The 25,922-nt window shown below is 44.5% G+C and carries 28 protein-coding genes; 26 read left to right on the top strand and 2 right to left on the bottom strand.

Annotated features, from left to right (window positions below):
* Nucleotides 1-103: 103 nt before the first annotated feature.
* The 11 genes from NAF01_RS23820 (at nt 104) to ftsZ (ending at nt 8,895) form a co-directional block, all read left to right on the top strand.
* Complete coding sequence (locus NAF01_RS23820) at nt 104-325, top strand: AtpZ/AtpI family protein (protein WP_135149312.1); 222 nt, start codon at nt 104-106, stop codon at nt 323-325.
* 5 nt (nt 326-330) lie between these two features.
* On the top strand, nt 331-705 hold the full coding sequence (locus NAF01_RS23815) for an ATP synthase subunit I (protein ID WP_197217595.1): 375 nt from the start codon (nt 331-333) through the stop codon (nt 703-705).
* 21 nt (nt 706-726) lie between these two features.
* Entirely contained in the window at nt 727-1,440 is a 714-nt protein-coding gene (atpB, locus tag NAF01_RS23810) for a F0F1 ATP synthase subunit A (RefSeq protein WP_048007942.1), read from the top strand.
* A gap of 75 nt (nt 1,441-1,515) precedes the next feature.
* Nucleotides 1,516-1,728, top strand: a complete 213-nt coding sequence (gene atpE / locus NAF01_RS23805) for a F0F1 ATP synthase subunit C (protein WP_009332220.1) — start codon at nt 1,516-1,518, stop codon at nt 1,726-1,728.
* A gap of 149 nt (nt 1,729-1,877) precedes the next feature.
* Complete coding sequence (locus NAF01_RS23800; protein ID WP_048007943.1) at nt 1,878-2,399, top strand: F0F1 ATP synthase subunit B; 522 nt, start codon at nt 1,878-1,880, stop codon at nt 2,397-2,399.
* Nucleotides 2,396-2,932 (top strand): F0F1 ATP synthase subunit delta, encoded by a 537-nt coding sequence (locus NAF01_RS23795; protein WP_035327929.1) that lies wholly within the window; start codon nt 2,396-2,398, stop codon nt 2,930-2,932. The genes NAF01_RS23800 and NAF01_RS23795 overlap by 4 nt, the downstream gene beginning before the upstream one ends.
* Nucleotides 2,933-2,956: 24 nt before the next feature.
* Nucleotides 2,957-4,465: a F0F1 ATP synthase subunit alpha gene (atpA, locus tag NAF01_RS23790; protein WP_035327926.1), complete on the top strand. Its 1,509-nt coding sequence runs from the start codon at nt 2,957-2,959 to the stop codon at nt 4,463-4,465.
* An 83-nt stretch (nt 4,466-4,548) separates the two neighbouring features.
* Nucleotides 4,549-5,406 carry a F0F1 ATP synthase subunit gamma gene (locus NAF01_RS23785; protein WP_048007944.1) on the top strand — a complete coding sequence of 286 codons (858 nt, stop codon included), beginning with the start codon at nt 4,549-4,551 and terminating at the stop codon, nt 5,404-5,406.
* A 258-nt stretch (nt 5,407-5,664) separates the two neighbouring features.
* The gene (atpD, locus tag NAF01_RS23780) at nt 5,665-7,086 is read left to right on the top strand and encodes a F0F1 ATP synthase subunit beta (protein WP_048007945.1); all 1,422 of its coding nucleotides are present in this window, start codon (nt 5,665-5,667) and stop codon (nt 7,084-7,086) included.
* Between the two features lie 22 nt (nt 7,087-7,108).
* Nucleotides 7,109-7,516 carry a F0F1 ATP synthase subunit epsilon gene (locus tag NAF01_RS23775; RefSeq protein WP_035327916.1) on the top strand — a complete coding sequence of 136 codons (408 nt, stop codon included), beginning with the start codon at nt 7,109-7,111 and terminating at the stop codon, nt 7,514-7,516.
* 212 nt (nt 7,517-7,728) lie between these two features.
* The gene (gene ftsZ / locus NAF01_RS23770; RefSeq protein WP_048007946.1) at nt 7,729-8,895 is read left to right on the top strand and encodes a cell division protein FtsZ; all 1,167 of its coding nucleotides are present in this window, start codon (nt 7,729-7,731) and stop codon (nt 8,893-8,895) included.
* 397 nt (nt 8,896-9,292) lie between these two features.
* On the opposite strand, the gene NAF01_RS23765 is transcribed toward ftsZ, so the two are convergent.
* Nucleotides 9,293-9,481, bottom strand: a complete 189-nt coding sequence (locus NAF01_RS23765; RefSeq protein ID WP_048007947.1) for a hypothetical protein — start codon at nt 9,479-9,481, stop codon at nt 9,293-9,295.
* A gap of 452 nt (nt 9,482-9,933) precedes the next feature.
* On the opposite strand from NAF01_RS23765, the gene NAF01_RS23760 reads away from it, so the two are divergent.
* Complete coding sequence (locus NAF01_RS23760; RefSeq protein WP_163142322.1) at nt 9,934-10,161, top strand: hypothetical protein; 228 nt, start codon at nt 9,934-9,936, stop codon at nt 10,159-10,161.
* Between the two features lie 62 nt (nt 10,162-10,223).
* Here the strand turns inward: NAF01_RS23760 and NAF01_RS23755 are convergent, their stop codons facing one another.
* Complete coding sequence (locus NAF01_RS23755; protein ID WP_197246492.1) at nt 10,224-10,946, bottom strand: LysM peptidoglycan-binding and 3D domain-containing protein; 723 nt, start codon at nt 10,944-10,946, stop codon at nt 10,224-10,226.
* 532 nt (nt 10,947-11,478) lie between these two features.
* Here NAF01_RS23755 and NAF01_RS23750 point away from each other — a divergent pair.
* The 14 genes from NAF01_RS23750 to murA all read left to right on the top strand — a co-directional run bounded on the left by NAF01_RS23750 (nt 11,479) and on the right by murA (nt 25,575).
* Nucleotides 11,479-11,853 carry an NADH-quinone oxidoreductase subunit A gene (locus tag NAF01_RS23750; protein ID WP_035327896.1) on the top strand — a complete coding sequence of 125 codons (375 nt, stop codon included), beginning with the start codon at nt 11,479-11,481 and terminating at the stop codon, nt 11,851-11,853.
* On the top strand, nt 11,844-12,356 hold the full coding sequence (locus NAF01_RS23745) for a NuoB/complex I 20 kDa subunit family protein (protein WP_035327895.1): 513 nt from the start codon (nt 11,844-11,846) through the stop codon (nt 12,354-12,356). The genes NAF01_RS23750 and NAF01_RS23745 overlap by 10 nt, the downstream gene beginning before the upstream one ends.
* Nucleotides 12,357-12,359: 3 nt before the next feature.
* The gene (locus NAF01_RS23740; protein ID WP_250801365.1) at nt 12,360-13,607 is read left to right on the top strand and encodes an NADH-quinone oxidoreductase subunit C; all 1,248 of its coding nucleotides are present in this window, start codon (nt 12,360-12,362) and stop codon (nt 13,605-13,607) included.
* A 3-nt stretch (nt 13,608-13,610) separates the two neighbouring features.
* Nucleotides 13,611-14,711: an NADH-quinone oxidoreductase subunit D gene (locus NAF01_RS23735; protein ID WP_197246495.1), complete on the top strand. Its 1,101-nt coding sequence runs from the start codon at nt 13,611-13,613 to the stop codon at nt 14,709-14,711.
* Nucleotides 14,711-15,718 carry an NADH-quinone oxidoreductase subunit NuoH gene (gene nuoH / locus NAF01_RS23730; RefSeq protein ID WP_250801364.1) on the top strand — a complete coding sequence of 336 codons (1,008 nt, stop codon included), beginning with the start codon at nt 14,711-14,713 and terminating at the stop codon, nt 15,716-15,718. Before NAF01_RS23735 ends, nuoH begins: the two co-directional genes overlap by 1 nt.
* Nucleotides 15,719-16,133: 415 nt before the next feature.
* A complete protein-coding gene (gene nuoI, locus NAF01_RS23725; RefSeq protein WP_035327886.1) occupies nt 16,134-16,553 on the top strand; it encodes an NADH-quinone oxidoreductase subunit NuoI in 420 nt (139 codons plus the stop codon).
* Entirely contained in the window at nt 16,550-17,071 is a 522-nt protein-coding gene (locus NAF01_RS23720; RefSeq protein ID WP_048007953.1) for an NADH-quinone oxidoreductase subunit J, read from the top strand. Before nuoI ends, NAF01_RS23720 begins: the two co-directional genes overlap by 4 nt.
* Nucleotides 17,068-17,382 carry an NADH-quinone oxidoreductase subunit NuoK gene (gene nuoK / locus NAF01_RS23715; protein WP_227888411.1) on the top strand — a complete coding sequence of 105 codons (315 nt, stop codon included), beginning with the start codon at nt 17,068-17,070 and terminating at the stop codon, nt 17,380-17,382. The genes NAF01_RS23720 and nuoK overlap by 4 nt, the downstream gene beginning before the upstream one ends.
* 147 nt (nt 17,383-17,529) lie before the next feature.
* A complete protein-coding gene (gene nuoL, locus NAF01_RS23710) occupies nt 17,530-19,398 on the top strand; it encodes an NADH-quinone oxidoreductase subunit L (RefSeq protein ID WP_227888412.1) in 1,869 nt (622 codons plus the stop codon).
* Entirely contained in the window at nt 19,395-20,912 is a 1,518-nt protein-coding gene (locus tag NAF01_RS23705) for an NADH-quinone oxidoreductase subunit M (protein WP_197246497.1), read from the top strand. The genes nuoL and NAF01_RS23705 overlap by 4 nt, the downstream gene beginning before the upstream one ends.
* A gap of 6 nt (nt 20,913-20,918) precedes the next feature.
* Nucleotides 20,919-22,439 (top strand): NADH-quinone oxidoreductase subunit NuoN, encoded by a 1,521-nt coding sequence (nuoN, locus tag NAF01_RS23700; protein WP_250801363.1) that lies wholly within the window; start codon nt 20,919-20,921, stop codon nt 22,437-22,439.
* A 527-nt stretch (nt 22,440-22,966) separates the two neighbouring features.
* Nucleotides 22,967-23,218 carry a DUF1146 family protein gene (locus tag NAF01_RS23695; RefSeq protein WP_035327878.1) on the top strand — a complete coding sequence of 84 codons (252 nt, stop codon included), beginning with the start codon at nt 22,967-22,969 and terminating at the stop codon, nt 23,216-23,218.
* 272 nt (nt 23,219-23,490) lie between these two features.
* Complete coding sequence (locus NAF01_RS23690; RefSeq protein ID WP_197246503.1) at nt 23,491-24,231, top strand: YwmB family TATA-box binding protein; 741 nt, start codon at nt 23,491-23,493, stop codon at nt 24,229-24,231.
* Nucleotides 24,232-24,264: 33 nt separating this feature from the next.
* Nucleotides 24,265-25,575: a UDP-N-acetylglucosamine 1-carboxyvinyltransferase gene (gene murA / locus NAF01_RS23685; protein ID WP_048007958.1), complete on the top strand. Its 1,311-nt coding sequence runs from the start codon at nt 24,265-24,267 to the stop codon at nt 25,573-25,575.
* Nucleotides 25,576-25,922 lie beyond the last annotated feature (347 nt).

Genomic DNA, 25,922 nt, shown 5'->3' with positions numbered 1-25,922 from the left:
AAAATGTTTTTGCAGACATATTTCCCACTTCTGCATGATGTTTATATGTTTATTTACGGCCTCAAACCCTCTTACCATTCTCTTTAAGGGAGGATGCGTTTTTATGCGTCAAAAAGACCGCAACCCATTTAAGGCGATGGCCTTAATGTCCGCCATTCTTTCCCAGTTAGTAGGTTCCACGCTCATTGGCATTTTTGCTGGAAGATGGCTCGACACCAAGGCAGGAACTGAGCCTTTATTCCTTTTAATCGGCTTGTTCATTGGGCTGGGCGCCGGGATTTACGCCATGCTTCGCCTAATCCAACATTTTTTCACAGGAGAATGAACATCATGCCGGAAATCAAAGCAACTTTTCAGAGACAGCGAAATTACATATTCCTTTTGTTGTCTGTATATGTTCTCGGCTGGGGTTTTACACCTTATCAATCTATTTTTCTTGGCTTGATCTTTGGTACAAGCTTAAGTCTGTTCAATTTGTGGCTTATTTCACGGAAGGCGCTGCAATTTGGAGAGGCGGTCGAGAGAGGCGAGAAGGTGCGTTCACTTGGAACGGTATCCAGGATGGCTACAGCAGTATTTGCTGTCATGATCGCTCTGGAATATCCTGAAAAGATGCATCTGATCAGTGTGGTATTTGGATTAATGACATCCTATATTGTCATTATGATAGATTATTTTCTTCAATCTTTTCATTTACGTAAATAGCGGGAAGAGAGGTGAACACTATTGCATCATGAAGCTCCTATAGTGGACTTTTTAGGATTGAATTTTAACTTATCAAACGTACTGATGATTACAGTGGCAAGTGCTATTGTCTTCATTATTGCTTTGCTTTCAACCCGTCGATTGGCCATGAAACCAACGGGGATGCAAAACTTCTTCGAATGGGTTATGGATTTTGTTAAGAATATCATTAACAGTACGATGGACTGGAAGACAGGCGGAAGATTCCATATCCTTGGATTAACCCTGATCATGTATATTTTTGTTTCAAACATGCTCGGACTTCCGTTTGCGATCACTTATGATCACACTTTATGGTGGAAATCGCCAACAGCCGATCCTGTTATCACCTTAACATTAGCGGCAATGGTAGTCGGGCTTTCGCATTACTATGGCGTAAAGCTTAAAGGAGTAGGAGAATACGGCCGGGATTTTATCAGGCCAATGCCTTTCTTGTTCCCATTGAAAATCATTGAAGAGTTTGCAAACACTCTGACATTGGGACTTCGTCTCTACGGTAACATCTACGCAGGTGAAATCCTGCTGACGTTGCTAGTCGGAGGACTCGCACATGCCGGTATAGGCGGAATGCTTGCCGCAGTTATACCAACACTCGTATGGCAGGGATTCTCAATCTTTGTCGGATCTATCCAGGCATTCATTTTCTGTATGTTAACAATGGTTTATATGGCACACAAAGTGAGCCAGGACCATTAATATATACCTGTTCATTTTATGGACAAAACATTTTAAACAAATAAATTTTCATACAATTTAAGGAGGAACTCAATAATGGGTCTTTTAGCAGCAGCAATTGCAATCGGTTTAGCAGCACTAGGTGCCGGTATCGGTAACGGTCTTATCGTATCAAAAACAGTTGAAGGTATGGCTCGCCAGCCAGAAGCTCGCGGTATGCTTCAAACTACAATGTTCATCGGGGTAGCACTAGTTGAGGCCGTTCCGATCATTGGCGTTGTTATCGCGTTCATGGTTATCGGCGGTTAATTAATACTGTACCAATCGTTCAAAAATGGCGAAGATCATTCCATGAACCTTCGCCATTCCTTTATGTTTTTTTACCGTAAACTAATTCGGAATCATGCATATGACTCCGTTTCATAAGTGGAACAACTCTTGAAGGGAGTGAATCGAGGGTGTTAACAAACAGTCTAGTATTAGGCGCTGCAGGCGGCGGTTTTAACGGCGGGGACATTTTGTTCCAGCTGGTCATGTTCATTATCTTGTTGGCATTGCTGAAAAAATTCGCGTGGGGTCCGTTAATGGGCATTATGCAGCAGCGTGAAGAACACATTGCCGGTGAAATTCAAGCGGCTGAAGAAAGCCGTACAGAAGCAAAGAAACTTTTAGAAGAGCAAAGAAATCTTTTAAAAGAAGCGCGTACAGAAGCACAGGGCCTTATTGAAAATGCGAAGAAACAAGGCGATGTGCAGCGTGAGGAGATCGTTGCGGCTGCCCGCACTGAGTCTGAGCGCATTAAGGAATCTGCAAAGCTTGAAATCGAGCAGCAGAAAGAACAGGCGGTTGCCGCTATCCGCGAGCAGGTCGCTTCATTGTCTGTCCTAATTGCTTCCAAGGTTATTGAGAAGGAACTAAGTGCAGCTGATCAGGAAAAGCTGATCAATGAATACATTCAAGAGGCAGGAGAAAAGCGATGACGGGCTCCACAGTAGCAAAGCGCTACGCGTTGGCTCTTTTCCAGCTTGCGAATGAACACCAGCTTCTTGACCAAATGGAAGAAGAGCTTCGTGCAGTGAAAGAAGTAGTAAACCATAACTCAGATTTAAAGTCTGTTTTGAAATCTCCAAAGCTTTCAATTGAGAAGAAAAAAGAGATTTTAAAAGAAGCATTTGCATCTGTGAACACGTTTGTACTAAACACGTTAATGATATTAATTGAACGCCACCGTGAAGATCATATCTCTGATGTGGCAGATCATTTTATAAGCCTTGCGAATGACAAAAAAGGAATCGCGGATGCAAAAGTATACACTGTCCGTCCGCTATCTGAAGCAGAGAAGGAAGCATTATCTGTGTCATTTGCAGCTAAGGTTGGGAAAAAATCACTTCGTATTGACAATATAGTTGATACTAACTTGCTCGGCGGCATCAAGCTTCGAATCGGAAACCGGATTTTCGACGGCAGCTTGCGCGGGAAGCTAGAGCGTCTTGAACGTCAATTGTTAGGCTAAGATTCGTAGATAGGGGTGAAACTCATGAGCATCAATGCTGAAGAAATCAGTGCGCTGATAAAAAAGCAAATCGAAAACTATCAGTCGGAAATTCAAGTGAGTGATGTAGGTACGGTTATCTCTGTTGGTGACGGTATCGCTCGTGCTCATGGCCTCGACAATGTCATGGCTGGAGAACTTGTTGAATTTTCAAACGGCGTTATGGGTATGGCACAAAACCTTGAAGAAAATAACGTCGGTATTATCATTTTAGGACCATTTACAGAAATCCGTGAAGGCGATGAAGTACGCCGTACAGGCCGCATCATGGAGGTACCGGTTGGTGAAGAACTAATCGGCCGCGTAGTAAACCCTCTTGGACAGCCAGTAGATGGCATGGGACCAATTAACACAACAAAATCACGTCCGATTGAAAGCCCGGCACCAGGTGTTATGGATCGTAAATCCGTACACGAGCCGCTTCAAACAGGAATCAAGGCGATTGACGCACTTGTTCCAATCGGCCGCGGACAGCGTGAGTTAATCATTGGTGACCGTCAGACAGGTAAAACATCCGTTGCAATCGATACAATCCTGAACCAAAAAGACCAGGATATGGTATGTATCTATGTGGCAATCGGACAAAAAGAATCTACAGTTCGTAATGCAGTAGAAACACTTCGTAAGCAAGGTGCGCTTGATTACACAATCGTTGTAACAGCATCTGCATCACAGCCTGCTCCAATGCTATACCTGGCTCCTTACGCTGGTGTAACAATGGGTGAAGAGTTCATGTACAACGGCAAGCACGTTCTTGTTGTGTATGATGACTTAACAAAGCAAGCTTCTGCTTACCGTGAGCTTTCATTGCTATTGCGCCGTCCTCCAGGCCGTGAAGCATATCCAGGGGACGTATTCTACTTGCACAGCCGTTTATTAGAGCGCGCTGCGAAGCTAAGCGATGCGAAAGGTGCAGGTTCAATCACTGCGCTTCCATTTATCGAAACACAAGCAGGCGATGTTTCTGCTTACATTCCGACAAACGTTATCTCAATCACTGACGGACAAATTTTCCTTCAGTCTGACCTATTCTTCTCCGGTGTACGTCCGGCGATCAACGCAGGTCTTTCTGTATCACGTGTAGGTGGATCTGCACAGATCAAAGCAATGAAAAAGGTTGCAGGTACACTGCGTCTTGACCTTGCTTCATACCGTGAACTTGAATCATTTGCCCAGTTCGGTTCTGACCTTGATAAAGCAACACAGGCTAAACTTAACCGTGGTGCCCGTACAGTAGAGGTTCTAAAGCAGGATCTTAACAAGCCGTTAAAAGTTGAGAAGCAGGTTGCAATCCTTTACGCTCTAACTCGCGGCTTCTTAGATGACATTCCTGTACAGGATATTCGTCGTTTCGAATCTGAATTCCTTTCATGGTTAGACCATAACCGCAAAGATTTGTTAGACCATATCGTGACTACAAAAGAACTTCCTTCTGATGACGATATGGCATCTGCGATTAACGACTTTAAGAAAACTTTCGCAGTATCCGAATAATAGAGCAGTAGGGGCGGGGAGTGAATCTCCCCCTTCCGCTCGCATTCGGTTCTGACAAACTTGTATAAGGGTGGTGAGAACCTGTGGCATCATTACGCGATATAAAAAATCGTATAACTTCTACGAAGAAAACGAGTCAAATTACAAAAGCAATGCAGATGGTATCGGCTGCGAAAATGAATAAGGCGGAAATGAATGCAAGGTCATTCGTGCCTTATATGGAGAAAATCCAGGAAGTTACGGCAAGCATCGCTTTGGGAAGCAAAGATGTCTCACATCCAATGCTGACCAGCCGCCCAGTCAAGAAAACTGGTTACCTCGTAATCACTTCTGACCGCGGACTTGCGGGAGCTTATAACAGTAACGTTTTGCGAAATGTCTACCAGACAATTCAAAAGCGCCATAAATCACCGGATGAGTATGCAATCATTGCAGTTGGACGTGTGGGCCGTGACTTTTTCAGAAAGCGCAATATGAACGTCATTCTGGATATTGTTGCTGTTGCGGACCAGCCTGCATTTGCTGAAATCAAGGATATTGCCAGCAAAACAGTTGGCATGTTCGCTGATGAGACATTTGATGAATTATATATGTACTACAGCCATTATGTCAGCGCGATTCAACAGGATGTAACAGAGAAGAAGCTTCTTCCGCTTACGGATATCTCCAGCTCGAAAAAGCTTACATCTTATGAGTTTGAACCTTCCGCTGAAGAAATTTTAAAAGTATTGCTGCCTCAATACGCTGAAAGCTTAATCTACGGAGCGCTTTTAGACAGTAAGGCAAGTGAACATGCTGCAAGGATGACAGCGATGCAGAATGCAACGGATAACGCTAAAGAGCTTATCAACTCGTTAAGCCTAAGCTACAACCGTGCACGTCAGGCAGCCATCACGCAGGAAATTACCGAAATCGTCGGCGGAGCAGCCGCGTTAGAATAAAAACGAAAAGCGGAAGCGCCTATTCAGATGATCGTCAACTAAATACCGCCACGTCCTGTGGCGAACGTTGACGTCAGCACATCCTGTGCAAGTCCGACAAGCATAAGACGAGCCCTTTTGGAAGGTGTTCTTTCCTTCCGGAAGGGATTGGCTTATGACCTCGAGGGGCTAGGCGCTGGAGCTAGACACAAACGAAATGCGGAGAACGGGTGCTGCCTGTACTCTCCCATTACGTGAAATGAAAGAGGAGGGAAAAAGATGAACAAAGGACGCGTTCTTCAAGTTATGGGTCCGGTTGTTGACGTAAAGTTCGAAAGCGGCCAGCTTCCTGAGATCTATAATGCATTGACTGTTACAAACCCAGCGCGTAACGAATCTGAAGTTGACATCAACTTAACCCTTGAAGTTGCCCTTCATTTAGGTGATGATACAGTCCGCACCATCGCAATGTCTTCTACTGACGGCTTACAGCGCGGAAGTGAAGTTGTTGACTCGGGTGCTCCTATCTCTGTACCAGTAGGTGATGTAACACTTGGACGTGTATTTAACGTGCTTGGTGAATCAATCGACTTAGATCCTGCAATCGCTGCAGATGCCCGTCGTGATTCTATCCACAGAGAGGCTCCTAAGTTTGAGCAGCTTTCTACTGAAGTAGAAATCCTTGAAACTGGAATTAAGGTAGTAGACCTTCTTGCTCCATACATTAAAGGTGGTAAGATCGGTCTATTCGGTGGTGCCGGTGTAGGTAAAACCGTTTTAATCCAGGAATTGATCAATAACATCGCTCAGGAGCACGGCGGTATTTCCGTATTCGCCGGTGTTGGAGAGCGTACGCGTGAAGGTAATGACCTTTATCATGAAATGACGGATTCAGGCGTTATCAAGAAAACAGCGATGGTATTCGGCCAGATGAACGAGCCGCCGGGAGCGCGTATGCGTGTTGCCCTGACTGGTTTGACTATGGCAGAATTCTTCCGTGATGACCAGGGACAGGACGTTCTTTTCTTCATGGATAACATCTTCCGTTTCACACAGGCAGGTTCAGAGGTTTCAGCCCTATTAGGCCGTATGCCATCTGCCGTTGGTTACCAGCCGACACTTGCTACTGAAATGGGTAAATTACAGGAACGTATCACATCTACTAACGTAGGTTCTGTTACGTCCATCCAGGCGATTTACGTACCAGCCGATGACTATACGGATCCGGCTCCGGCTACAACTTTCGCCCACTTAGATGCAACAACTAACCTTGAGCGTAAGCTTTCTGAGATGGGTATCTACCCTGCGGTGGATCCACTTGCTTCCACTTCCCGTGCATTGTCACCGGAAATCGTTGGCGAAGAGCACTACTCAGTTGCACGCCAAGTACAGCAGACATTACAGCGTTACAGAGAACTTCAGGATATCATTGCGATCCTTGGTATGGATGAGCTTTCTGATGAAGACAAGCTAATCGTAGCACGTGCGCGCCGTATCCAGTTCTTCTTATCTCAAAACTTCCACGTTGCTGAGCAGTTTACTGGCCAGCCAGGTTCATACGTACCTGTTAAAGAAACAGTTAAAGGCTTCAAAGATATTCTTGAAGGCAAGTACGACCACCTGCCAGAAGATGCATTCCGACTTGTCGGGCGAATCGAAGAAGTAATCGAGAGTGCAAAGAAAATGGGCGTAGAGGTCTAATTCTGGACCAGGAGGGTAAAAAATGAAGACGATTAAAGTCAGTGTTGTTACTCCCGATGGCCCGGTGTATGAATCAGATGTGGAAATGGTAAGCACAAAAGCTCAAAGCGGTGAGCTTGGAATTTTACCTGGACACATTCCAATGGTTGCACCGTTACAAATTGGAGCCGTTCGTTTAAAAAACGGCGGAAAAACTGATTTCGTCGCAGTAAGCGGCGGATTCCTTGAAGTCCGTCCGGAGCAGGTAACGATTTTAGCGCAATCTGCTGAACAGGCAGATGAAATTGATGTAGAGCGTGCCGTTCGTGCCAAGCAGCGTGCTGAACAGCGCCTGAATGAGCAGAAGCGTGAAAACATTGATTTCCGCCGTGCAGAGCTTGCACTACAGCGTGCGATCAACCGTATCGAAGTTTCGGAAAGAAAGTTCTAATAACAATTCACAACACCTCCTGGCCTAGCTGGGGGGTGTTTTTGTTTCAGAAATATTTACCACCCAAATTTTAAGAAAATTTCCCCAAAAAAGAGATAAATCACTCGAATTCTTTTATATAGGCCTTTACAATAGAAGAGAGTAAACCTTTAAGGTTACTCTCTTTTTTAAAGCTATCATGCAAGTCTATTTGAATAAAAGGAGGAGCCGCAATGCTGGAGTTTGATACAAATATAGACCAATACGCTACGATCAAAGTCATCGGAGTCGGCGGCGGGGGGAATAACGCTGTAAATCGGATGATCGAACATGGAGTTGAGGGAGTAGAGTTTATCGCTGTCAATACAGATGGACAAGCTCTAAATCAATCAAAGGCAGAAGTAACCATGCAAATCGGTGCAGCCTTAACAAGGGGCCTGGGTGCTGGGGCTAATCCTGAAGTGGGCAGAAAAGCAGCTGAGGAAAGTGAAAGCCAGCTTCGTGAAGTACTGAAGGGTGCTGACATGGTATTCGTTACTGCCGGAATGGGCGGCGGAACCGGAACAGGTGCTGCTCCTGCTATTGCACGCATTGCACGTGAAGTGGGTGCACTGACCATTGGTGTCGTAACCCGCCCTTTCAAATTTGAAGGACGCAAGCGTGCAGCCAATGCTGATGCAGGCATCGAAGCCATGAAAAAAGCTGTGGATACGCTAATTATTATTCCAAATGATCGCTTATTGGAGATTATTGATAAGAAAACACCTATGCTTGAAGCGTTTATGGAAGCGGATAATGTTCTTCGCCAGGGCGTTCAAGGCATTTCAGACCTGATTGCCGTTCCGGGTTTAATCAATCTTGATTTTGCCGATGTCAAAACAGTAATGTCCCATAAAGGAACAGCACTGATGGGGATTGGAATTGCCACTGGGGAGGACCGTGCGGCAGAAGCAGCCCGTAAAGCCATTTCAAGCCCGCTGCTTGAAACGTCCATTAACGGAGCCCGCGGCGTTATCATGAACATTACAGGCGGAGCAAATATCAGCTTATATGAAGTGCAGGAGGCTGCAGATATTGTTGCTTCTGCTTCAGATGAAGAAGTGAATATGATTTTTGGTTCAGTCATTAATGATTCCTTAAAGGAAGAAATTCTTGTTACGGTTATCGCTACCGGCTTCAATGAACAAGAGGAGTTAAGGGCGAAACCGAGTACAAGACCATCTGTAGAAAAAGAATATGAACATACATATCATTATGCAGAAGAACCAAGCAATCGCCGGCCGGTCAGAGAGCCCCGGGAATATCGGGAACCGGTGCAGGATAACTATCGTGTGCAGGCTGACCCGCAGGAAGAGTCACTTGATACACCGGCGTTCCTTAGAAACCGCAGAAGACGCTAATGATAGAAACAGGCTGCCACAAAGAGGGCAGCCTGTTTTTTTAGGTGAATTTTATCGCAGTCTAACGGGCAGTAAGACCCCCACTTCAAGACTCAGAGGAATCAAAGGAGGATAAGTGGGGGTCAAACTGCCCGTAAAGGCCCGATTGGTGAGATACAGTGAAACTTGCCGACGCGCAGGCAGAGGCTTAGTTGAACCAATCGGGTTCGTAGTGTCGATTGATCGAAGCGCTAGCGGAGATCTTAGCGACACTAGAACGCGACTAACAATAAGTGGGGGATAAGGAAAACCCCCACTGATTGAAGTTTCACTTTATAGATGGTTGATATGTTGGTGGGTGAGTGGTTGATGCTGATACATGAAGAAAGGACAGGCATTTGCCTGTCCTTCATCTATTTTAATACTTTGTCTGGTCATATAGGGTTAATTGATCTAAATTCTTATGCACGGTTATGAGCTTTTTAAGAAGGCTCATGAACTTTTGTTTATCTTCAAAAGGAGTGACATCCAGCTCCCTTTTTAGCTCATTGCTTTTAGTAACGAGCTCATCGAATTTTTGAATAGCCGGGCAGTTGTTTTTAGTCATAAGTAATTCTCCTAATCTAAGCTCTTAATATAACTTTATCACAAAAATAAATTTCAAAGGAAACAGCTATATTTCATTTATATTAAAAAGGAATCGCCATCTTAACTATTTTGTTAAAAGTGTCAGATTTTGTTGAAACCTAGAGAATAGAGTCATATAGTAGCAACATGCTTAGAAAAGCGGAAGCCTTGCCCACGTAAGAACACATACTAAGATCGCCACGTCCTCCCAAAAGCTGCCGCTTTCGGTCGTGCGATGTATCGCTGACGTAGCTTTCCTTGTCCTGTGGCAGCGTCTGTATGACCCGCATCCTCCCAAAAGCTGTCGCTTTTGCTCGTGCGATGTTAATGCTGACGAAGCTTTCCTTGTGGAGCTAGACAGTTATCGACGTACAAAATTGAATATTTGGTTTTAATAATAGACAAGGTTTAGAAAACCAGGGGGTGAGATCCTTGTCGACTGTATTATTTGGAACGGTAGAATATTATGAAAGAGAATTAATCAGCTATTTTACAAATAATCATATAAGCAATAAGGATGATGCTGCCATGAAAGTATTCCTTATGCTTGAAGCGGAGATATTCAATGTGTTCTTATTTGACGAAGCGATCCGGATTAGGTGTATGCAAAATCTATTAAAAGCTTTTTGCCGGGTATCTGAAACACACTTGATCAATTAGCAGCCTATAAATGTATAGAGCAATTGAAAAAAGAGGTCCCTGCAGTGAGAGACCTCTTTTGTTTAATTTAGAATAGTAACCTTTACATCTTTTCTTCCCCACTGCAGTGCATCCTGCTCTCCAGGAATAAACACATCAATTTCATGTCCATTAATTCCGCCGCCAATATCCTCGGCAGTTGCATAGCCATATCCTTCTACAAATACTTTAGAACCCAAAGGAATTACGTCCGGATCAACTGCAATTACTTTTTCATCCGGGTTATCGATAAGATTGACTCCTGTTTTTGTAATGCCGATACATCCTTCACAGCTCGCTGTATAGGCAGTTGCAGTAACAGTCAGAACTTTGCCTTCTTTTGCTGCAGGCTCATTGGTGTTTGCTGCTTTTACGACGGTCTTAGGATTAGATGCTTCTTTTTTCAATGATTCATTTTTATAGATGATTAGCTCTAATCCAGGTTTTATAAAATCGGATTTCAGCTGATTCCACTTCTTAAGGTTATGTACACTTATATTGTATGTTTTGGCAATATTCCAGAGAGTATCACCGGATTCTACTATGTATATTTCTTCAGGTGAAACATCAAGCTTGTCATTTGGGTGAATCAGATCCCCGGATAGGCCATTCCAGTGTTTAATATCCTGAACGGACACTTCGTGTTTTTGTGCTATGGACCATAGGGTATCCCCTTTATTTACAGTTACTTCTTCTGCATATGCGCTTACACCTGCTGTGCTCCAGATGATTAAGCTCGCGAGCAGATAATAAAAATACTTTTTCATGTTAAACCTCCTATAAACTTAGTTGACAGTTATTATGCTAGCACAGAAAATTCTGAGTAAAAGAACAGAGAGGTTATAATTAAATTACGCACATTTCAGGAAAATAACGAAGAAATGGTAAAACATCATAATGTTCATACTGGATGGACGAAAAGCCTTAGATATAGTCATATTTGATATATTAGAGCCTTAAGATGGTTTAAATAGAAAGTTTTTCCTCTGTGTGCAAGAAAGAAAAAATTCTCTTGGTGTGTTACATATCTCACTGACAAAGAAGAAAAGTTGTTTTTTAATGGTAGATAAATATAAAGAAGAATTTAATGGATATTGACAGGGGGCAAGCTCATATAATCTAAGGAAGATGTGTCAAAAGTGGCTATGTAAATTCTCTTCCGGAGATCCAATTATGAGTCCATTGAGAATTTCCAATAATAGTCTGAGGTTGTGTCGACACATGGGAGAGTAGGGTGTATAATGGTTACGGTTACATGTTTAAATGTTGTGAAAATTTTCAGCATTGGAGGGGATGGGCATGGAGCTTTGGAATTTATACCAGAATAACTATTTGATAGTTTTCGTGTTTTTGTGCCTGGGCGTATTGCTGCCTGTGGTGGCTTTGTTTTTGGGAAAGCTTTTGCGGCCCTATAAGCCATATGATACGAAGTATACCACATATGAGAGCGGGATTGAGCCATTCCATGATTCGAGGGTGCAGTTCAATGTCCGCTATTATATTTTTGCCCTGATGTTTGTCATTTTTGATGTGGAAACAGTATTTTTGTACCCGTGGGCAGTGGCATATGAGAAGCTTGGTATTTTTGCATTGATTGAGATGCTGATTTTTGTATTTATGCTAATAATTGGACTTGTTTATGCATGGAAAAAGAAGGTGCTGAAATGGATTTAAAGTTGGATAATATTACACCGGAAGAAATGGAAGAACTGCAGCGCAATGTGTTTATGGCAACCTTGGAACAGATTAAAGCGTGGGCGCGGAGTAATTCATTGTGGCCAATGACCTTCGGGCTTGCTTGCTGTGCCATTGAAATGATGGGTGTAGGTTCATCGCATTACGATTTGGACCGTTTTGGATCTTTTTTCCGGACATCTCCCCGTCAGTCTGATGTCATGATTGTTTCAGGTACAGTAACAAAGAAAATGGCGCCTATTGTCCGCCGTCTTTATGATCAGATGCCTGAACCAAAATGGGTGATCGCGATGGGATCCTGTGCAACTGCGGGTGGGCCATATGTGAAATCTTACTCAGTAGTTAAAGGGGTCGACCAGATTGTCCCTGTTGATGTATACATACCAGGATGCCCGCCGAACCCGGCAGCATTGATTTATGGAATTAATAAGTTAAAAGAGAAAATCCGTTATGAGGCTAAGACTGGGAAGAAGGTGATCTAACCTATGAGCGGAGAAAAAGATCTTGAACAGCTGAAAAAAGAGGCTGCAGCAAAAGCGAAGGCAGCGGCCCTGGCTAAAATGAAAGCGAAAGAGCAGGGAGAAACAAAGGAAGAAACCCCTGCAGAAGACATGGATCTGGCGAAGCAAAAAGCCGCCGCAGCCGCGAAGGCAAAGGCAGCGGCCCTGGCTAAAATGAAAGCGAAAGAGCAGGGAGAAACAAAGGAAGAGACACCTGCAGAAGACATGGATCTGGCGAAGCAAAAAGCCGCCGCAGCCGCGAAGGCAAAGGCAGCGGCCTTGGCTAAAATGAAAGCGAAAGAGCAGGAAGAAACAAAGGAAGAAACACCTGCAGAAGACATGGATCTGGCGAAGCAAAAAGCCGCCGCAGCAGCTAAAGCCAAAGCTGCAGCCGCCGCAAAGGCGAAAGCAGCAGCTCAAGCAAAACAAGCAGGCGGGGATGACGAAAAGGCAAAAGCGATTGCAACAGCAAAAGCCAAGGCCGCCGCAGCTGCAAAGGCGAAAGCAGCAGCTCAAGCAAAACAAGCAGGTGGGGACGATGAAAAGGCAAAAGCGATTGCAGCAGCAAAGGCGAAAGCCGCCGCCGCAGCAAAAGCAAAATTAGCCGCAGCAGGCAAAGCAGACGGAGCAGCAGATGATGAAAAGGCAAAGGCAATCGCAGCAGCGAAAGCAAAGGCCGCAGCCGCAGCAGCCGCGAAGGCGAAAGCTGCCGGAAGCAAGGCTGACACTGAACCAGCTGCAGAAAAAGCTCCATCCGTTAATCAGCCATACCTTGATAAATATGTAAAGGTAATTGAAGAAAATCTGGGATCTGATGTTCTTGAAGAGTACTATATCAATAATCTCTCCAAGGAAGTGCCGACTTTGGTTGCCAGAGCTGAATCATATTTTAAATTGGCAGAATTCCTGAAATATAATGAACAGCTTGGCTTTGATTATTTATCCGAGCTTCATGGCACCGATTTTGAGACCCACATGGAAGTGTATGCTCACTTATACTCATACAAAAAACGTCAATCTGTTGCACTGAAGGTTAAAATTGACCGTGATGAGCCGGTAATTGATTCACTGCAGCCGTTATGGGCAGGAGCCAATTGGCCGGAATGTGAGACATATGATTTGCTGGGCATCCGATTCAAGGGACACCCTAACTTATACCGGATTATGCTGGGGGAAGACTGGATCGGACATCCGCTGCGAAAAGACTATGAACCGTACGATGTGGAGGTGTAACCAATGTTGCGAACAGAAGAAATGCTATTGAATGTTGGACCTCAGCATCCAAGTACCCACGGTGTTTTTCGCCTTGTTCTGAAAATTGACGGGGAGATCATCAAAGAAGCGCAACCGGTCATCGGCTACCTGCACCGCGGAACGGAGAAATTGGCTGAAAACCTGCAGTATACGCAAATTATTCCTTATACAGACCGAATGGACTATCTTGCCGCCATGACGAATAATTATATCCTTGTCCATGCGGTGGAAACGATGATGGATTTGAAAATTCCGGAACGGGCAGAATATCTGAGGATCATTACGATGGAGCTTGGCCGGATTGCCAGCCATCTCGTATGGTGGGGTACATATTTACTGGATATTGGGGCAACAAGCCCATTCCTGTATGCATTCAGAGAGCGTGAAATGATCATCAATATGCTGAATGAGATCTCTGGAGGCCGCCTAACGTTTAACTATATGCGTGTCGGCGGCGTTAAATGGGATGCTCCTGAGGGCTGGATTGATAAAGTAAGAGAGTTTGTTCCATATATGCGTGAACAGCTCAAAGGCTACCACCAGCTGGTAACCGGAAACGAAATTTTCATGAACCGTGTCAAAGGGGTAGGAAAATATACGAAAGAGGATGCTTTAAACTACTCGCTGAGCGGTGCAAATCTGCGCTGCACAGGTGTAAAATGGGATCTCCGCAAAGATGAGCCATACTCCATTTATGACCGCTTTGATTTCGATGTGGCGGTTCAGGACGGCGGGGATGCGTGGGCCAGGTATCATGTGCGTATGCAGGAAATTGAAGAATCATTAAAAATCCTTGAACAAGCGGTGGAGCAATTCCCGTCAGAAGGCGATATTCTGGCAAAAGTGCCAAAAATCATCAAAGCGCCAAAAGGGGAAGCGTTTGTCAGAATCGAATCTCCAAGGGGAGAAATCGGCTGCTATATCGCCAGTGATGGAAAGAAGGAACCATACCGGATGAAATTCCGGAGGCCTTCATTCTATAATCTTCAGATTCTCCCGAAATTGCTTGAAGGCGAAAACATTGCGAACTTGATTGCTATTTTAGGGGCAATTGATATTGTCCTTGGGGAGGTGGACGGTTAATGGTAGAAGAACTTCTCCATTCCGAAGCAGGTCTGCTGAATTTCGGTATTTTCTTCTTGCTTGCCACCGTTTTACTGCTAGTCGTTTTGGGATTTGTTACTTACGCCATTCTGGCGGAGCGTAAAGTCATGGGATTTATGCAGCTGCGCCACGGGCCGAATCAGGTCGGCGGACGCTGGGGGCTGCTGCAGACTGTTGCGGACGTATTAAAGCTTCTTTTAAAAGAAGATACCATTCCTAAGCTTGCAGACAGACCGCTGTTTATTCTTGCACCGGTTATTGCATTTGCACCGGCATTCATGGTGCTGGCGACAATTCCATTTACAGACAAACTGCAGTTTGCTGATATTGGAGTTGGATTGCTGTATTACATCGCCATTTCCGGGCTGACAACAGTCGGTATTGTCACCGGAGCATGGGCTTCCAATAATAAATATGCATTGCTTGGCGGAATGCGTGCCGCTGCACAGATGATTTCATATGAAATTCCACTCGTAATGTCTGTATTAGGCATTATCCTTTTAACAGGCAGTCTAAACCTGAATGAAATTGTTGAAGCGCAAAAAAATGGCTGGTTCATTATTTGGCAGCCTATTGCTTTCATCGTATTCCTGATTGCTTCCACAGCGGAGCTAAACCGTGTTCCATTTGACTTGCCTGAAGCGGAATCAGAGCTGGTAGCCGGTTTCCATGTTGAATATTCCGGCTTCCGCTGGGCATTCTTCATGCTTGCGGAATATGTATACTTCTTTGCCATGGCTTCATTGACAACCGTATTATTCCTTGGCGGGTGGCTGCCGCTGCCGTTCCTGGAGTTCATTCCGGGTGCCGTCTGGTTTGCGCTAAAGTTTACGGCTGTAATCTTTATCCTGGTGTGGTTCCGTGTTACATTTCCGCGCCTCCGTGCAGACCAGCTCATGGAATTTGGCTGGAAGGTCCTGCTGCCGGTAGCACTTGCGAATATTTTCTTAACAGCTTTGCTGAAAGAATGGCTGAATATATTTTAATGAGGAACAGCCTCATAACTTCGAGAATTGTCCAGCTCCAGGCGCCATCGGCTCTCGGGTCTAAGCCAATCCGTCCAAAAGGTTAAAAAACAACCTTTTAGCCGGCTCGTCTTATGCTTGAGGCCCGCAGGACAAGGAAGGCTTCGTCAGCATAAACATCGCACGACCGAAAGCGACAGCTTTTGGGAGGATGCGGGTCATGCAGACGTTGCCACAGGACGTGGCGGTTTTAGACTGCGTTCCTTATAAGCGGGCGCCTTACGCATTTCTAAAGTTGTCTAGCTACAGCGCCTACCCCCTCGAGGTCACAAGCCAATCCTCCAGAAAGGCAAAGAACGCCTTTCCGTGAGGCTCGTCTTGTGCTTGTCGGGGGTGGGCAAGGCGCTTCCGCATTTCTTAACAAGGGGTGAAAAACATGCTTGGTTTAGCGAAAGGATTATCGTATACCCTTAAAAACCTGACACGCAAAAAGGTAACGTATGATTACCCGAATGAGCCGCTTCCGCTTCCGGACCGGTTCAGGGGAATTCAAAAGTTTTACCCTGAAAAATGCATTGTCTGCAATCAGTGTGCAAATATTTGTCCTACCGATTGTATCGAGCTGACAGGGAAAAAACATCCGGACCCTGCCAAAAAGGGGAAAATCATTGATACCTATGATATCAACTTCGAAATTTGCATCCTTTGCGACTTGTGTACAGAGGTATGCCCAACCGAAGCGATTATCATGACCAATAATTTTGAACTGGCGGAATATAGCCGTGATGAGCTGTTTAAAAACCTTGAATGGCTCGATGAAAATGATGAAAATATACGGAAGGTGAATAAAGCATGACGTTTTCAGGTGAGTTTTTAGCGTTTATGTCTCTAGCTTTAGTTGCGGTCATCGGCGGCGTGCTTTTATTGAACCTTACCAAAGTTGTGCATATGGTTGTCGCTCTTGTATTTACATTTGTAAGCATCGCCGGAATTTACGTGCTGCTTTCAGCTGAATTCCTGGCCGCGGTCCAGATTTTGATTTACTCTGGAGCGATTACCATCATCATGCTGTTCGGGATCATGCTGACGCGCCATAACGACACAAGCGAGCCTAAAACCGGCCGCTGGCGTAAGCTGTTAGTATTCGTGGGGGTTCTTGGCTTTGCTTTCGCGGTCTACATCGGAATTTATAACCTTGATTTGCCGTCAGCGCCGAATGACCTTCATGTCAATAATACAGAGCAAATCGGAATTGAGCTTTACTCAAAATTCATTATTCCGTTTGAAGTAACATCTGTCCTATTATTGGTCGCTTTGATTGGTTCCGTTGTTTTGGCTAAAAAAGACGATGAAAAGGAGGCAGAAAAGGAATGAGTACAATTCCCGTTCAAGCTTACCTGGCATTGGCTTTAATCCTCTTTTGCATCGGTCTGTATGGTGCTTTGACTAAGCGCAATACTGTGATTGTCCTGATCTCAATCGAACTGATGCTGAATGCGGTTAATATTAATCTTGTGGCATTCAGTAAATATGGCATCACACCGTCCATTACCGGACAGATTTTTACGCTATTTGTTATTGCGGTTGCCGCAGCAGAAGTGGCAGTAGGAATAGCAATTCTGATTTCACTTTACCGTAACAAAAAGAGCGTTAACATTGATGAAATGGATGCTATGAAGCACTAAATATACTGTAAAAATGCAGCCGCGCTGGCTGAGAATAGAGAATTGAAAAGGCGGCCATAAGTGGCTCCCGCCTTAAAGGACCTGTTCATAAGGTCCCAATCTGGCACGCCGTGCTCTAGGGTGTGTTCAAAAAAGGGGATTGTGATAATGATGGAGAATGCATGGATCATACCGCTTTTCCCGCTTTTATCGTTTTTGTTCCTTATTTTATTCGGCAAACGGCTAAAAGAAGCGAGTGCTTATATTGGGATTCTGTTTACCCTGGCATCGCTTGTCTATTCCTTATTGGTGCTATTTGACCGGTTTTCGGCACCAACTTATAAAGCAGAAGGCGTTTGGCTGACTATAGGGGATGTTCAGTTAACAGCGGGTTTTGAAGTTAATCAGTTAAATGCACTGATGCTGGTGATTGTTTCACTTGTCAGTTTCCTGGTACATACGTATTCGAAAGGCTATATGCAGGGGGATGACCGTTTTCCTGTTTTCTATGCCTATTTAGGGTTATTTACATTTGCCATGCTGGGCCTTGTCATCTCGCCTAATCTGCTTCAGACGTATTTCTTCTGGGAGCTTGTCGGACTTGGTTCCTTCCTGCTGATCGGTTTCTATTTTTACAAAGAGGAAGCAAAGGCTGCGGCCAAAAAGGCATTTATCATGACGCGTATTGGAGATGTCGGCCTTTTGATCGGAATGATTCTATTATTCTGGCAGGCTGGCAGCTTTGAGTATGATGAGATTTTTGCAGCAGTTGACGCGGGTGCCATTTCAGGCACAATGATTACATTAACAGCGATTCTTATTTTTGTAGGGGCTGTCGGAAAATCGGGCCAGTTCCCGCTGCACACATGGCTTCCTGACGCAATGGAAGGGCCGACGCCAGTCTCCGCATTAATCCATGCAGCGACAATGGTAGCGGCAGGTGTGTATTTAGTGGCGGCGCTATTCCCGCTGTTTGCAGCAAGCGAAACAGCACTGATGACCGTTGCTGTCATTGGGGCCTTCACAGCCATCTTTGCAGCAAGCATCGGTCTGGTTCAGAAGGATATAAAGCGGGTACTCGCTTATTCAACCGTCAGCCAGCTCGGCTATATGATGCTGGCACTGGGTTCTGCCGGATATGTAGCCGGCGTGTTCCACTTAATGACGCACGCCTTTTTCAAGGCTTTGCTGTTCCTTGCAGCAGGAAGTGTCATCCATGCCGTTCATACACAGAACATTGAACATATGGGCGGTCTGTGGAAAAAGCTGCGCGTAACCGGCCCTCTGTTCCTGATCGGAACACTGGCGATCAGCGGTGTGCCATTATTTTCAGGGTTCTTCAGTAAAGATGAAATATTAATCGCTGCCTGGGCACACGGGAACACGGTGCTGTTCTGGCTTGCGGTAATTGCCGCATTCTTTACGGCATTTTATATGTTCCGCCTGTTCTTTATGGTTTTCACTGGTGAAGCAAGAAGTGAAATGAAAAATGTTCATGAATCGCCAAGTGTTATGACATTGCCAATGGTAGTGCTTGGGGTTCTGGCTATAGTAGCTGGATATGTGAATACACCATGGTTTGGAACATTTCTAGGTGATTGGCTGGTAGAAGATAACCATGCCCTTGGCCATGGCCATATTGAAGGGCCTGCCTGGATTATGATTGTTGCAACTGCAGTATCCCTGCTTGGAATTTTCCTTGCCTGGCTAATGTACGGCAAACGCTCACTTTCACGCGATTGGCTGACAAGCAGAATGCCGCTTTCATACAACGTTCTGTACAATAAATACTATATCGATGAATTCTATTCGCTGACCGTAGTGAATGGGGCGAAATTCATCAGCTCATTCCTGCGCTTCCTGGAAGTATTCCTGGTTGAAGGCCTTGTAAAGAGTGTAACTGGAATCATATCTGCTCTCGGAAAACTTGGTTCTAAATTCCATAATGGCCAGATTCAGACGTATGGAACAGTGGCGTTTGTCGGCCTGGCTATTTTAGTTGTCATCTATGCGTTTACAGGGGGGTACTTAAAATGAACTTAGCTTATTTTCTATCCATTTTAGTTTTCTCCCCGCTGCTTGGTATTTTAGTGTTATCTTTCCTGCCGAGAACGCAGGAATCATTGATCAAGACAGTTGGCTTCCTGGCCACGCTTCCTGCGCTGATATTGGCGCTGATTGCCTATTTTCAATACCGGGCAGGTGCTGGTCTGGAACAGCTGAATGAAAAAGTAAGCTGGATTCAGTTTGGCGATTCCGGCCAGCTTGGAAATCTTTTTTCCATTGATTATGAATTGGGGCTGGATGGATTCTCACTTATCATGATTGTCCTGACAGCTGTACTTTCTACACTTGCAGCGATTGCTTCTATTCATATTAAAAAAGAATGGAAGGGCTACTTCATGCTGTTTTTGCTGCTTGAAGTCGGCATGCTGGGTGTATTTGCCGCTGAAAACCTGATTCTTTTCTTTATTTTCTTTGAAATCACATTAATTCCGACCTTCTTCCTGATTGGGAAATGGGGTTACTATGAAAAAGAAAATGCTGCATACAGCTTCCTGATCTATAACGGGCTTGGATCTGCTGTTCTGCTGATTGTCATTATGGTACTGTTTGCCCGTACTGGCACAGCCAATATTGATGCTTTGATGGCCGCAATGAACGCGGATAATCCGCAGCTTGTTGCGCCAATCTCTGAAAATATGAAAATGGGCATGCTGATTGCGCTTTTAATTGCATTTGGTGTGAAGCTCCCAATTTTCCCGCTGCACAGCTGGATGGTGCGGGTCCACGTACAAGCTCCGCCATCAATCGTCATGCTGCATGCCGGAGTGCTTTTGAAAATAGGGGCATTCGGTTTAATCCGCTTCGGAATGGGAATATTTCCTGAGCAATTCCAAAGCCTTGCTGTATGGCTGGCTGTCCTTGGAGTCGTGAATTTACTGTATGGAGCGTTCCTGGCGTTTGTTCAGACCGATTTTAAAATGGTGCTAGCCTACTCTTCTATTTCCCACATGGGAATCGTTTTAATCGGATTAGGAGCATTAAATGAGGCAGGAATACAGGGGGCGATTTTCCAGGTGGTTTCTCACGGTTTAATCGCAGCACTATTATTCTTCCTTGTGGGTGTCTTTTATGAACGGTTTCAAACCTCCAATATTCAAAATCTCGGTGGTTTGGCAAAAGGGATGCCGATTACGGCAGGCTTCCTTCTTGCTGGGGCCATGGCCTCCCTTGGCCTTCCTGGCATGTCAGGGTTTGTGAGTGAATTTATGGCCTTCCTTGGCCTGTTTAAAGAAATGCCGATTCTCGCTGCAGTCGGTACAATCGGAATCATTATGACAGCTGTTTACCTGCTTCGCGCGGTACTGGGTATCACATATGGCAAAGCGCATCGGGACTTTGCCGGCATAACGGATATGAAAAAGTTTGAGTTCGTGCCTGTCCTGGTCTTAGTCGGCTTAATTGTCCTGATTGGTGTTTATCCAAGTGTGCTGAGCGAACCGCTGACCTCAACACTTGAAACGATCATGCTTGGGATAGGAGGGTGATGAAGGATGGATCTCGAAACATTATTATCTTATGAATGGGGCATAATGACGCCGGAGTTCATCATCCTTGGTGTTGCGACCGCTCTTTCATTAATGGATTTGTTTATGCCGAAATCCCAAAGCCGAAAAATTCTTGGCTGGGTCGGCTTTGCCGGAATACTCGCGGCTCTTGTTTCCTTACTGGGCCTTATCGGGCATAGTCCGGAATCCATTTTATTTGATACGTTCAGGCTTGATTCCTTTGCAAAAGCTTTTAAGCTGCTGCTCTTAATCGGATCTGCGATGGTACTGCTGATTGCCATTGGCTATGAGCCGAATGAAGGATTGGAAGAATTCAGGGGGGAATTTTTCTATCTGTTCATGGCTGCATTGCTTGGGACAATGATCATGTCTTCAAGCGGAGATTTAATCACCCTGTTTGTAGGGCTTGAGCTTCTTTCCATTTCGTCCTACATTTTGGCAGGCATGAGAAAAAGAAGTCTGCATTCAAACGAATCGGCCATGAAATATGTGATCAACGGCAGTATTGCCACAGCGATCACTTTGTTCGGAATGAGTTATGTATACGGTTTAACTGGAACTACGAACTTAAAGGAAATGTCCGGATTTTTGACATCCATCTATAATGAACAGCATATTTACCTGTTAGGCCTTGCATTCTTTATGATCGTGGTGGGACTTTCTTTTAAATTGGCTACAGCGCCATTCCATATGTGGGCGCCGGATGTGTACCAGGGTGCACCTACACCTGTAACAGCCTTTTTAAGCGTAGTTTCCAAAACAGCCGGATTCATCATTGTTATCCGCATTCTGTTTTCAATTTTTGCGAATGCGCCATCCGGTGATGTACAGGGGCTTCCGATGATCCTGGCTCTTCAGGATTACATTGCCTTCCTGGCAGGAGCCACGATGATTATTGGGAACTTGATTGCGCTAAGGCAGCGGAATATCAAGCGTTTGTTTGCCTATTCCAGCATCGCTCAGGCCGGTTACCTGCTGGTTGTGATTGCGAGCATGTCACTATTCATGTTTGATACGCTCTGGTTTTACCTCGGTGCTTACTTATTCATGAACCTAGGCGCTTTCGCGATTATCCAGCATGTGACACATAAATCGGGTTCAGAAGATATCAGCCAATTTGCCGGGCTTTACCGCCGCACACCGTTCCTGGCCATCGCAATGGCTATCTTCCTGCTGTCACTTGCAGGTATTCCGGGGACAGCCGGGTTTATTGGCAAACTGAATATTTTTATGGGTGCATTAGTGCCGAATGAAGGTCATTATGTACTGGTATCAATTATGATTGCCACAACAGTCGTTTCATACTTCTACTATTTCGGTGTCATGGTGCAAATGTTCTTCAGGCCTGCAGCTGATGCTGATACAGGAAAAGTTAAGATTCCAGCGGCTTTAACAGCTGTTATCGGTATCAGCCTGGCAGCCACCATCTTGTTCGGAATTGCACCAAATATCGCATTTGATTTCCTGCAGAGCAATTTCAATCAGTTTACTGATTTCTTTCAATAAGCGTGTTTAATCTAAACAAACATAAGTTCTTCCACTGAGTTGATTGGAACGGAGGCCACTTGATCCTCGAAAAATGCTAACGCATCTTCTTCGTGCGGTGCTTATTCGTGGAAGCATATTCAATGTCCTGCGGGAGGAGAGGGAGCGGGAGACCACCCAGGCGAAGCCGGGGAGGCTGCCGTTCCTCCCCGCAGAAAGCAAGTGGCCGCAGTGGAAATCAACGGACAGGATTTTTAAGGTAAAAAGCTTTTTAAAATGGGGGTTTTAAAAAGCTGTTACGAAAAAGGGGACAAAAGGGGTATAAATAGGAGGGGGAAATCTCCCCTTCTTTTTTGTTTGCCTTGGTTTAGACTTCGGGTTTATTCGACAATTCGATATAATGGACTTAATAAACTGCGAAAAAGAAAGAAACTTAATTTTCAAAAAATATCCAGTCATGAAACTTACCTGATAGTATAAACGTCAAATGGTATTGTAGCGCAAAAAGCAGGTAAGCGAAGTGGCAATGAATTAAAGGAGGGAAGAAGATGATATCAGGATTTGGGCAGCAGGCACTCATCAGCATTATGTCTCATTTGGTGTTTATTGCGCTGGCCTGGTGGGCGCTTCAGGCATTGCGGTTTGAAACCCTTTTGCGGGCGAATCATGTTTTTCAGGCACGTGTATTGTATGTTCTGCTTTCAATTGTAATTGGATCTTCCGTCAGCAACTTCTTTCTCGACTATCTTTTATGGTCCCAGCAGCTTCCGCTTATACTGCAGAACATCACCTTTCTTTAAGTGATGTATATGATAGCCATATTTTTTATAAATATAGGTCTTCATACATGTTTTCAATTTGACAATTATTGAGTAAAATCTTTTTGTTGCTTGTTTTCCTGCATACATACTATCTTGTGAAATGGTTTTCAAAGTATGCATAAAAAAGCAAAAAAAGCATCGGAAATAACAGTGATTTTGCAGCCTTTTCAGTTTGTCAAAAAGTGACGACAATTCCCAAGTATGCTCACTCTGTCCTTGGTAACAATGGTACTAAGGGGAGGAGTTTACAGATGAAAAAATTATTCATTACATTATCTATTATTGCCATTATTGGTTTCATGATGATAAACATTGGGAATAAGACGACTGTAGCCAAAGGGGAGCTTGACCTGTTAACGATGGCCTCGGTTTTACAGGGCGAGAATATTTTAATCAAAGATTGGACTTTGCATGCGAGAGAAAAAATGGAAAACCAAAACCTTCAGGAAGTAAAAGCATTCACTAATGAACTGCAGTCTCAATATCCTGATTGGGAATGGAGCTTTCAAAAAACAGAAAAATCATGGGAAGCAAAAGCTATTATTAAGCAGACAGATGCTCAGTCAGAAGCAGTAAAAATTTTATCAACCCCCACAAATGGTCAAGTTCAGACGTATGTGATTTATGAGGCCAAAGGTCAGGGGTGGAAACAAGAACAGAGCAAACTGGCTGCAGAACTAAATAGTAGGATTTCTGACATTTTTCGAGGAAATGCCACAATTTTCTCTTGTATCCAAGGCGAATTCAATGATAAGATTAATAAGTCTTTGCCTGATACTGCAAGTCAGCTACTGGACGCTTTTAATGCGACAGAAATAGAAGCATTAAAAGAAGACCAATTTATTTCAGCATCAGCAAATTCGCCGCTTTTTGGTGAATTCATTGAGACAAATGGCAATGAAATGAACATGCAGCTTGGATTACGGACAAATGGAATGGGCGCCAAGACAAACATTGTTATTGGCACACCCATCATAACGATTGAATATTAATATAGAGAAATTGGACGCGGAGGGGAATACACTTTGGATAAAATCATCGTCCGCGGCGGAAATAGGTTAAGCGGTACTGTCAAAGTTGAAGGAGCAAAAAACGCTGTTTTACCGGTTATCGCCGCAACACTGTTAGCAAGTGATGGCAAAAGCGTAATTCGTGATGTCCCAACACTCTCCGATGTATATACTATTAATGAAGTATTACGCTATTTAAACGCCGAAGTGGAGTTTGAAAATAATACAGTAACAGTAAATGCATCTCGAGAGTTGAAGGTAGAAGCACCATTTGAATATGTACGCAAAATGCGTGCTTCAGTTTTAGTCATGGGATCTTTATTAGCAAGAAATGGCCGTGCCCGTGTGGCATTGCCAGGGGGCTGCGCAATCGGTTCCCGCCCAATCGATCAGCATTTAAAAGGCTTTGAAGCGATGGGTGCAAAAGTAAAGGTTGGTAATGGCTTTATTGAAGCGGAAGCACCTGAAGGCCGCTTGCACGGAGCAAAAATATATCTCGATTTCCCTAGCGTTGGTGCTACGGAAAACATTATGATGGCTGCAACATTAGCTAAAGGCACAACGGTTTTGGAAAACGTAGCAAAGGAACCTGAAATTGTGGACCTGGCTAACTTCCTTAATAAAATGGGAGCCAAGGTTAAGGGAGCAGGAACGGGCACGATCCGCATTGAAGGTGTGGACGTACTGTTTGGTGCAGAGCACAACATCATCCCTGACCGCATTGAAGCAGGAACTTTCATGGTAGCAGCTGCCATTACAGGCGGAGACGTTCTTGTAAAAGGTGCTGTACTTGAGCATTCTGCTTCATTAATCGCCAAGATGGAAGAAATGGGTGTTACCTTCATTGAAGAAGCTGAAGGCATCCGTGTTATGGGTCCAGACAAGTTGAAGGCCGTTGATATTAAAACAATGCCTCATCCTGGATTCCCGACAGACATGCAATCACAAATGATGGCCCTCTTGCTTCACGCTCAGGGTACAAGTGTGATTACGGAAACTGTATTCGAAAACCGTTTCATGCATGTGGAGGAATTCCGCCGCATGAACGCCGATGTTAAAATTGAAGGCCGTTCTGTGATCATGAACGGACCAAGCAATCTGCAGGGCGCAGAAGTAGCTGCGACAGACCTTCGTGCAGCTGCAGCCTTGATCCTTACTGGATTGGTGGCAGAAGGCGTAACACGCGTAACAGAGCTGAAGCATCTTGACCGCGGATACGTGGACTTCCACGAAAAGCTTGCCGGATTGGGAGCAGATATCGAACGTGTGACAGAAGTGGAAGAAACATCTGTTAATAATGGCCTTGTTTCTGACATGAACGCCTAAATAATGCCAATCAAGGCGGCCTTTAAGAGTCGTCAAAATAGTCGCCTTGCGCGCATTTCAAACTGAAACCGCAGAATCGAGCTGTCAGAAGACTGACAAATCGATTCTGCGGTTTTTGCTATGCTATTTTTCGTTGGAGCGCTTAATCAATTTGGATTGTGCACTTAAATAATTTTATCTGCACATAAATCAGGTCTAACCGCACATAAAAAAACTTATCCGCACATAAATTGTCCCTATCCGCACACAAAAAGAAAAAACATAGGGATTCACTGTTAAAAAATAGCTGGAAATCTACTGCTTTAAAGAGGAAAAAATAAATCTTTAAGTAATAAACCAGCAAATTT

This window comes from Cytobacillus firmus, from assembly GCF_023657595.1.
GTDB lineage: Bacteria > Bacillota > Bacilli > Bacillales > Cytobacillaceae > Cytobacillus > Cytobacillus firmus_B.
This window is presented reverse-complemented; position numbering and strand designations above follow the sequence as displayed.

Coding starts and splice junctions, on each gene's coding strand:
- NAF01_RS23775 (WP_035327916.1), top strand. CDS start 7,109: ATGAAGACGATTAAAGTCAGTGTTGTTACTCCCGATGGCCCGGTGTAT.
- NAF01_RS23695 (WP_035327878.1), top strand. CDS start 22,967: ATGATATCAGGATTTGGGCAGCAGGCACTCATCAGCATTATGTCTCAT.
- nuoL (WP_227888412.1), top strand. CDS start 17,530: ATGATGGAGAATGCATGGATCATACCGCTTTTCCCGCTTTTATCGTTT.
- atpD (WP_048007945.1), top strand. CDS start 5,665: ATGAACAAAGGACGCGTTCTTCAAGTTATGGGTCCGGTTGTTGACGTA.
- nuoN (WP_250801363.1), top strand. CDS start 20,919: ATGGATCTCGAAACATTATTATCTTATGAATGGGGCATAATGACGCCG.
- NAF01_RS23745 (WP_035327895.1), top strand. CDS start 11,844: ATGGATTTAAAGTTGGATAATATTACACCGGAAGAAATGGAAGAACTG.
- NAF01_RS23815 (WP_197217595.1), top strand. CDS start 331: ATGCCGGAAATCAAAGCAACTTTTCAGAGACAGCGAAATTACATATTC.
- NAF01_RS23755 (WP_197246492.1), bottom strand. CDS start 10,946: ATGAAAAAGTATTTTTATTATCTGCTCGCGAGCTTAATCATCTGGAGC.
- NAF01_RS23720 (WP_048007953.1), top strand. CDS start 16,550: ATGACGTTTTCAGGTGAGTTTTTAGCGTTTATGTCTCTAGCTTTAGTT.
- nuoH (WP_250801364.1), top strand. CDS start 14,711: ATGGTAGAAGAACTTCTCCATTCCGAAGCAGGTCTGCTGAATTTCGGT.
- NAF01_RS23750 (WP_035327896.1), top strand. CDS start 11,479: ATGGAGCTTTGGAATTTATACCAGAATAACTATTTGATAGTTTTCGTG.
- nuoI (WP_035327886.1), top strand. CDS start 16,134: ATGCTTGGTTTAGCGAAAGGATTATCGTATACCCTTAAAAACCTGACA.
- NAF01_RS23765 (WP_048007947.1), bottom strand. CDS start 9,481: ATGACTAAAAACAACTGCCCGGCTATTCAAAAATTCGATGAGCTCGTT.
- ftsZ (WP_048007946.1), top strand. CDS start 7,729: ATGCTGGAGTTTGATACAAATATAGACCAATACGCTACGATCAAAGTC.
- nuoK (WP_227888411.1), top strand. CDS start 17,068: ATGAGTACAATTCCCGTTCAAGCTTACCTGGCATTGGCTTTAATCCTC.
- NAF01_RS23820 (WP_135149312.1), top strand. CDS start 104: ATGCGTCAAAAAGACCGCAACCCATTTAAGGCGATGGCCTTAATGTCC.
- NAF01_RS23705 (WP_197246497.1), top strand. CDS start 19,395: ATGAACTTAGCTTATTTTCTATCCATTTTAGTTTTCTCCCCGCTGCTT.
- NAF01_RS23740 (WP_250801365.1), top strand. CDS start 12,360: ATGAGCGGAGAAAAAGATCTTGAACAGCTGAAAAAAGAGGCTGCAGCA.
- NAF01_RS23735 (WP_197246495.1), top strand. CDS start 13,611: ATGTTGCGAACAGAAGAAATGCTATTGAATGTTGGACCTCAGCATCCA.
- NAF01_RS23795 (WP_035327929.1), top strand. CDS start 2,396: ATGACGGGCTCCACAGTAGCAAAGCGCTACGCGTTGGCTCTTTTCCAG.
- NAF01_RS23690 (WP_197246503.1), top strand. CDS start 23,491: ATGAAAAAATTATTCATTACATTATCTATTATTGCCATTATTGGTTTC.
- atpE (WP_009332220.1), top strand. CDS start 1,516: ATGGGTCTTTTAGCAGCAGCAATTGCAATCGGTTTAGCAGCACTAGGT.
- atpA (WP_035327926.1), top strand. CDS start 2,957: ATGAGCATCAATGCTGAAGAAATCAGTGCGCTGATAAAAAAGCAAATC.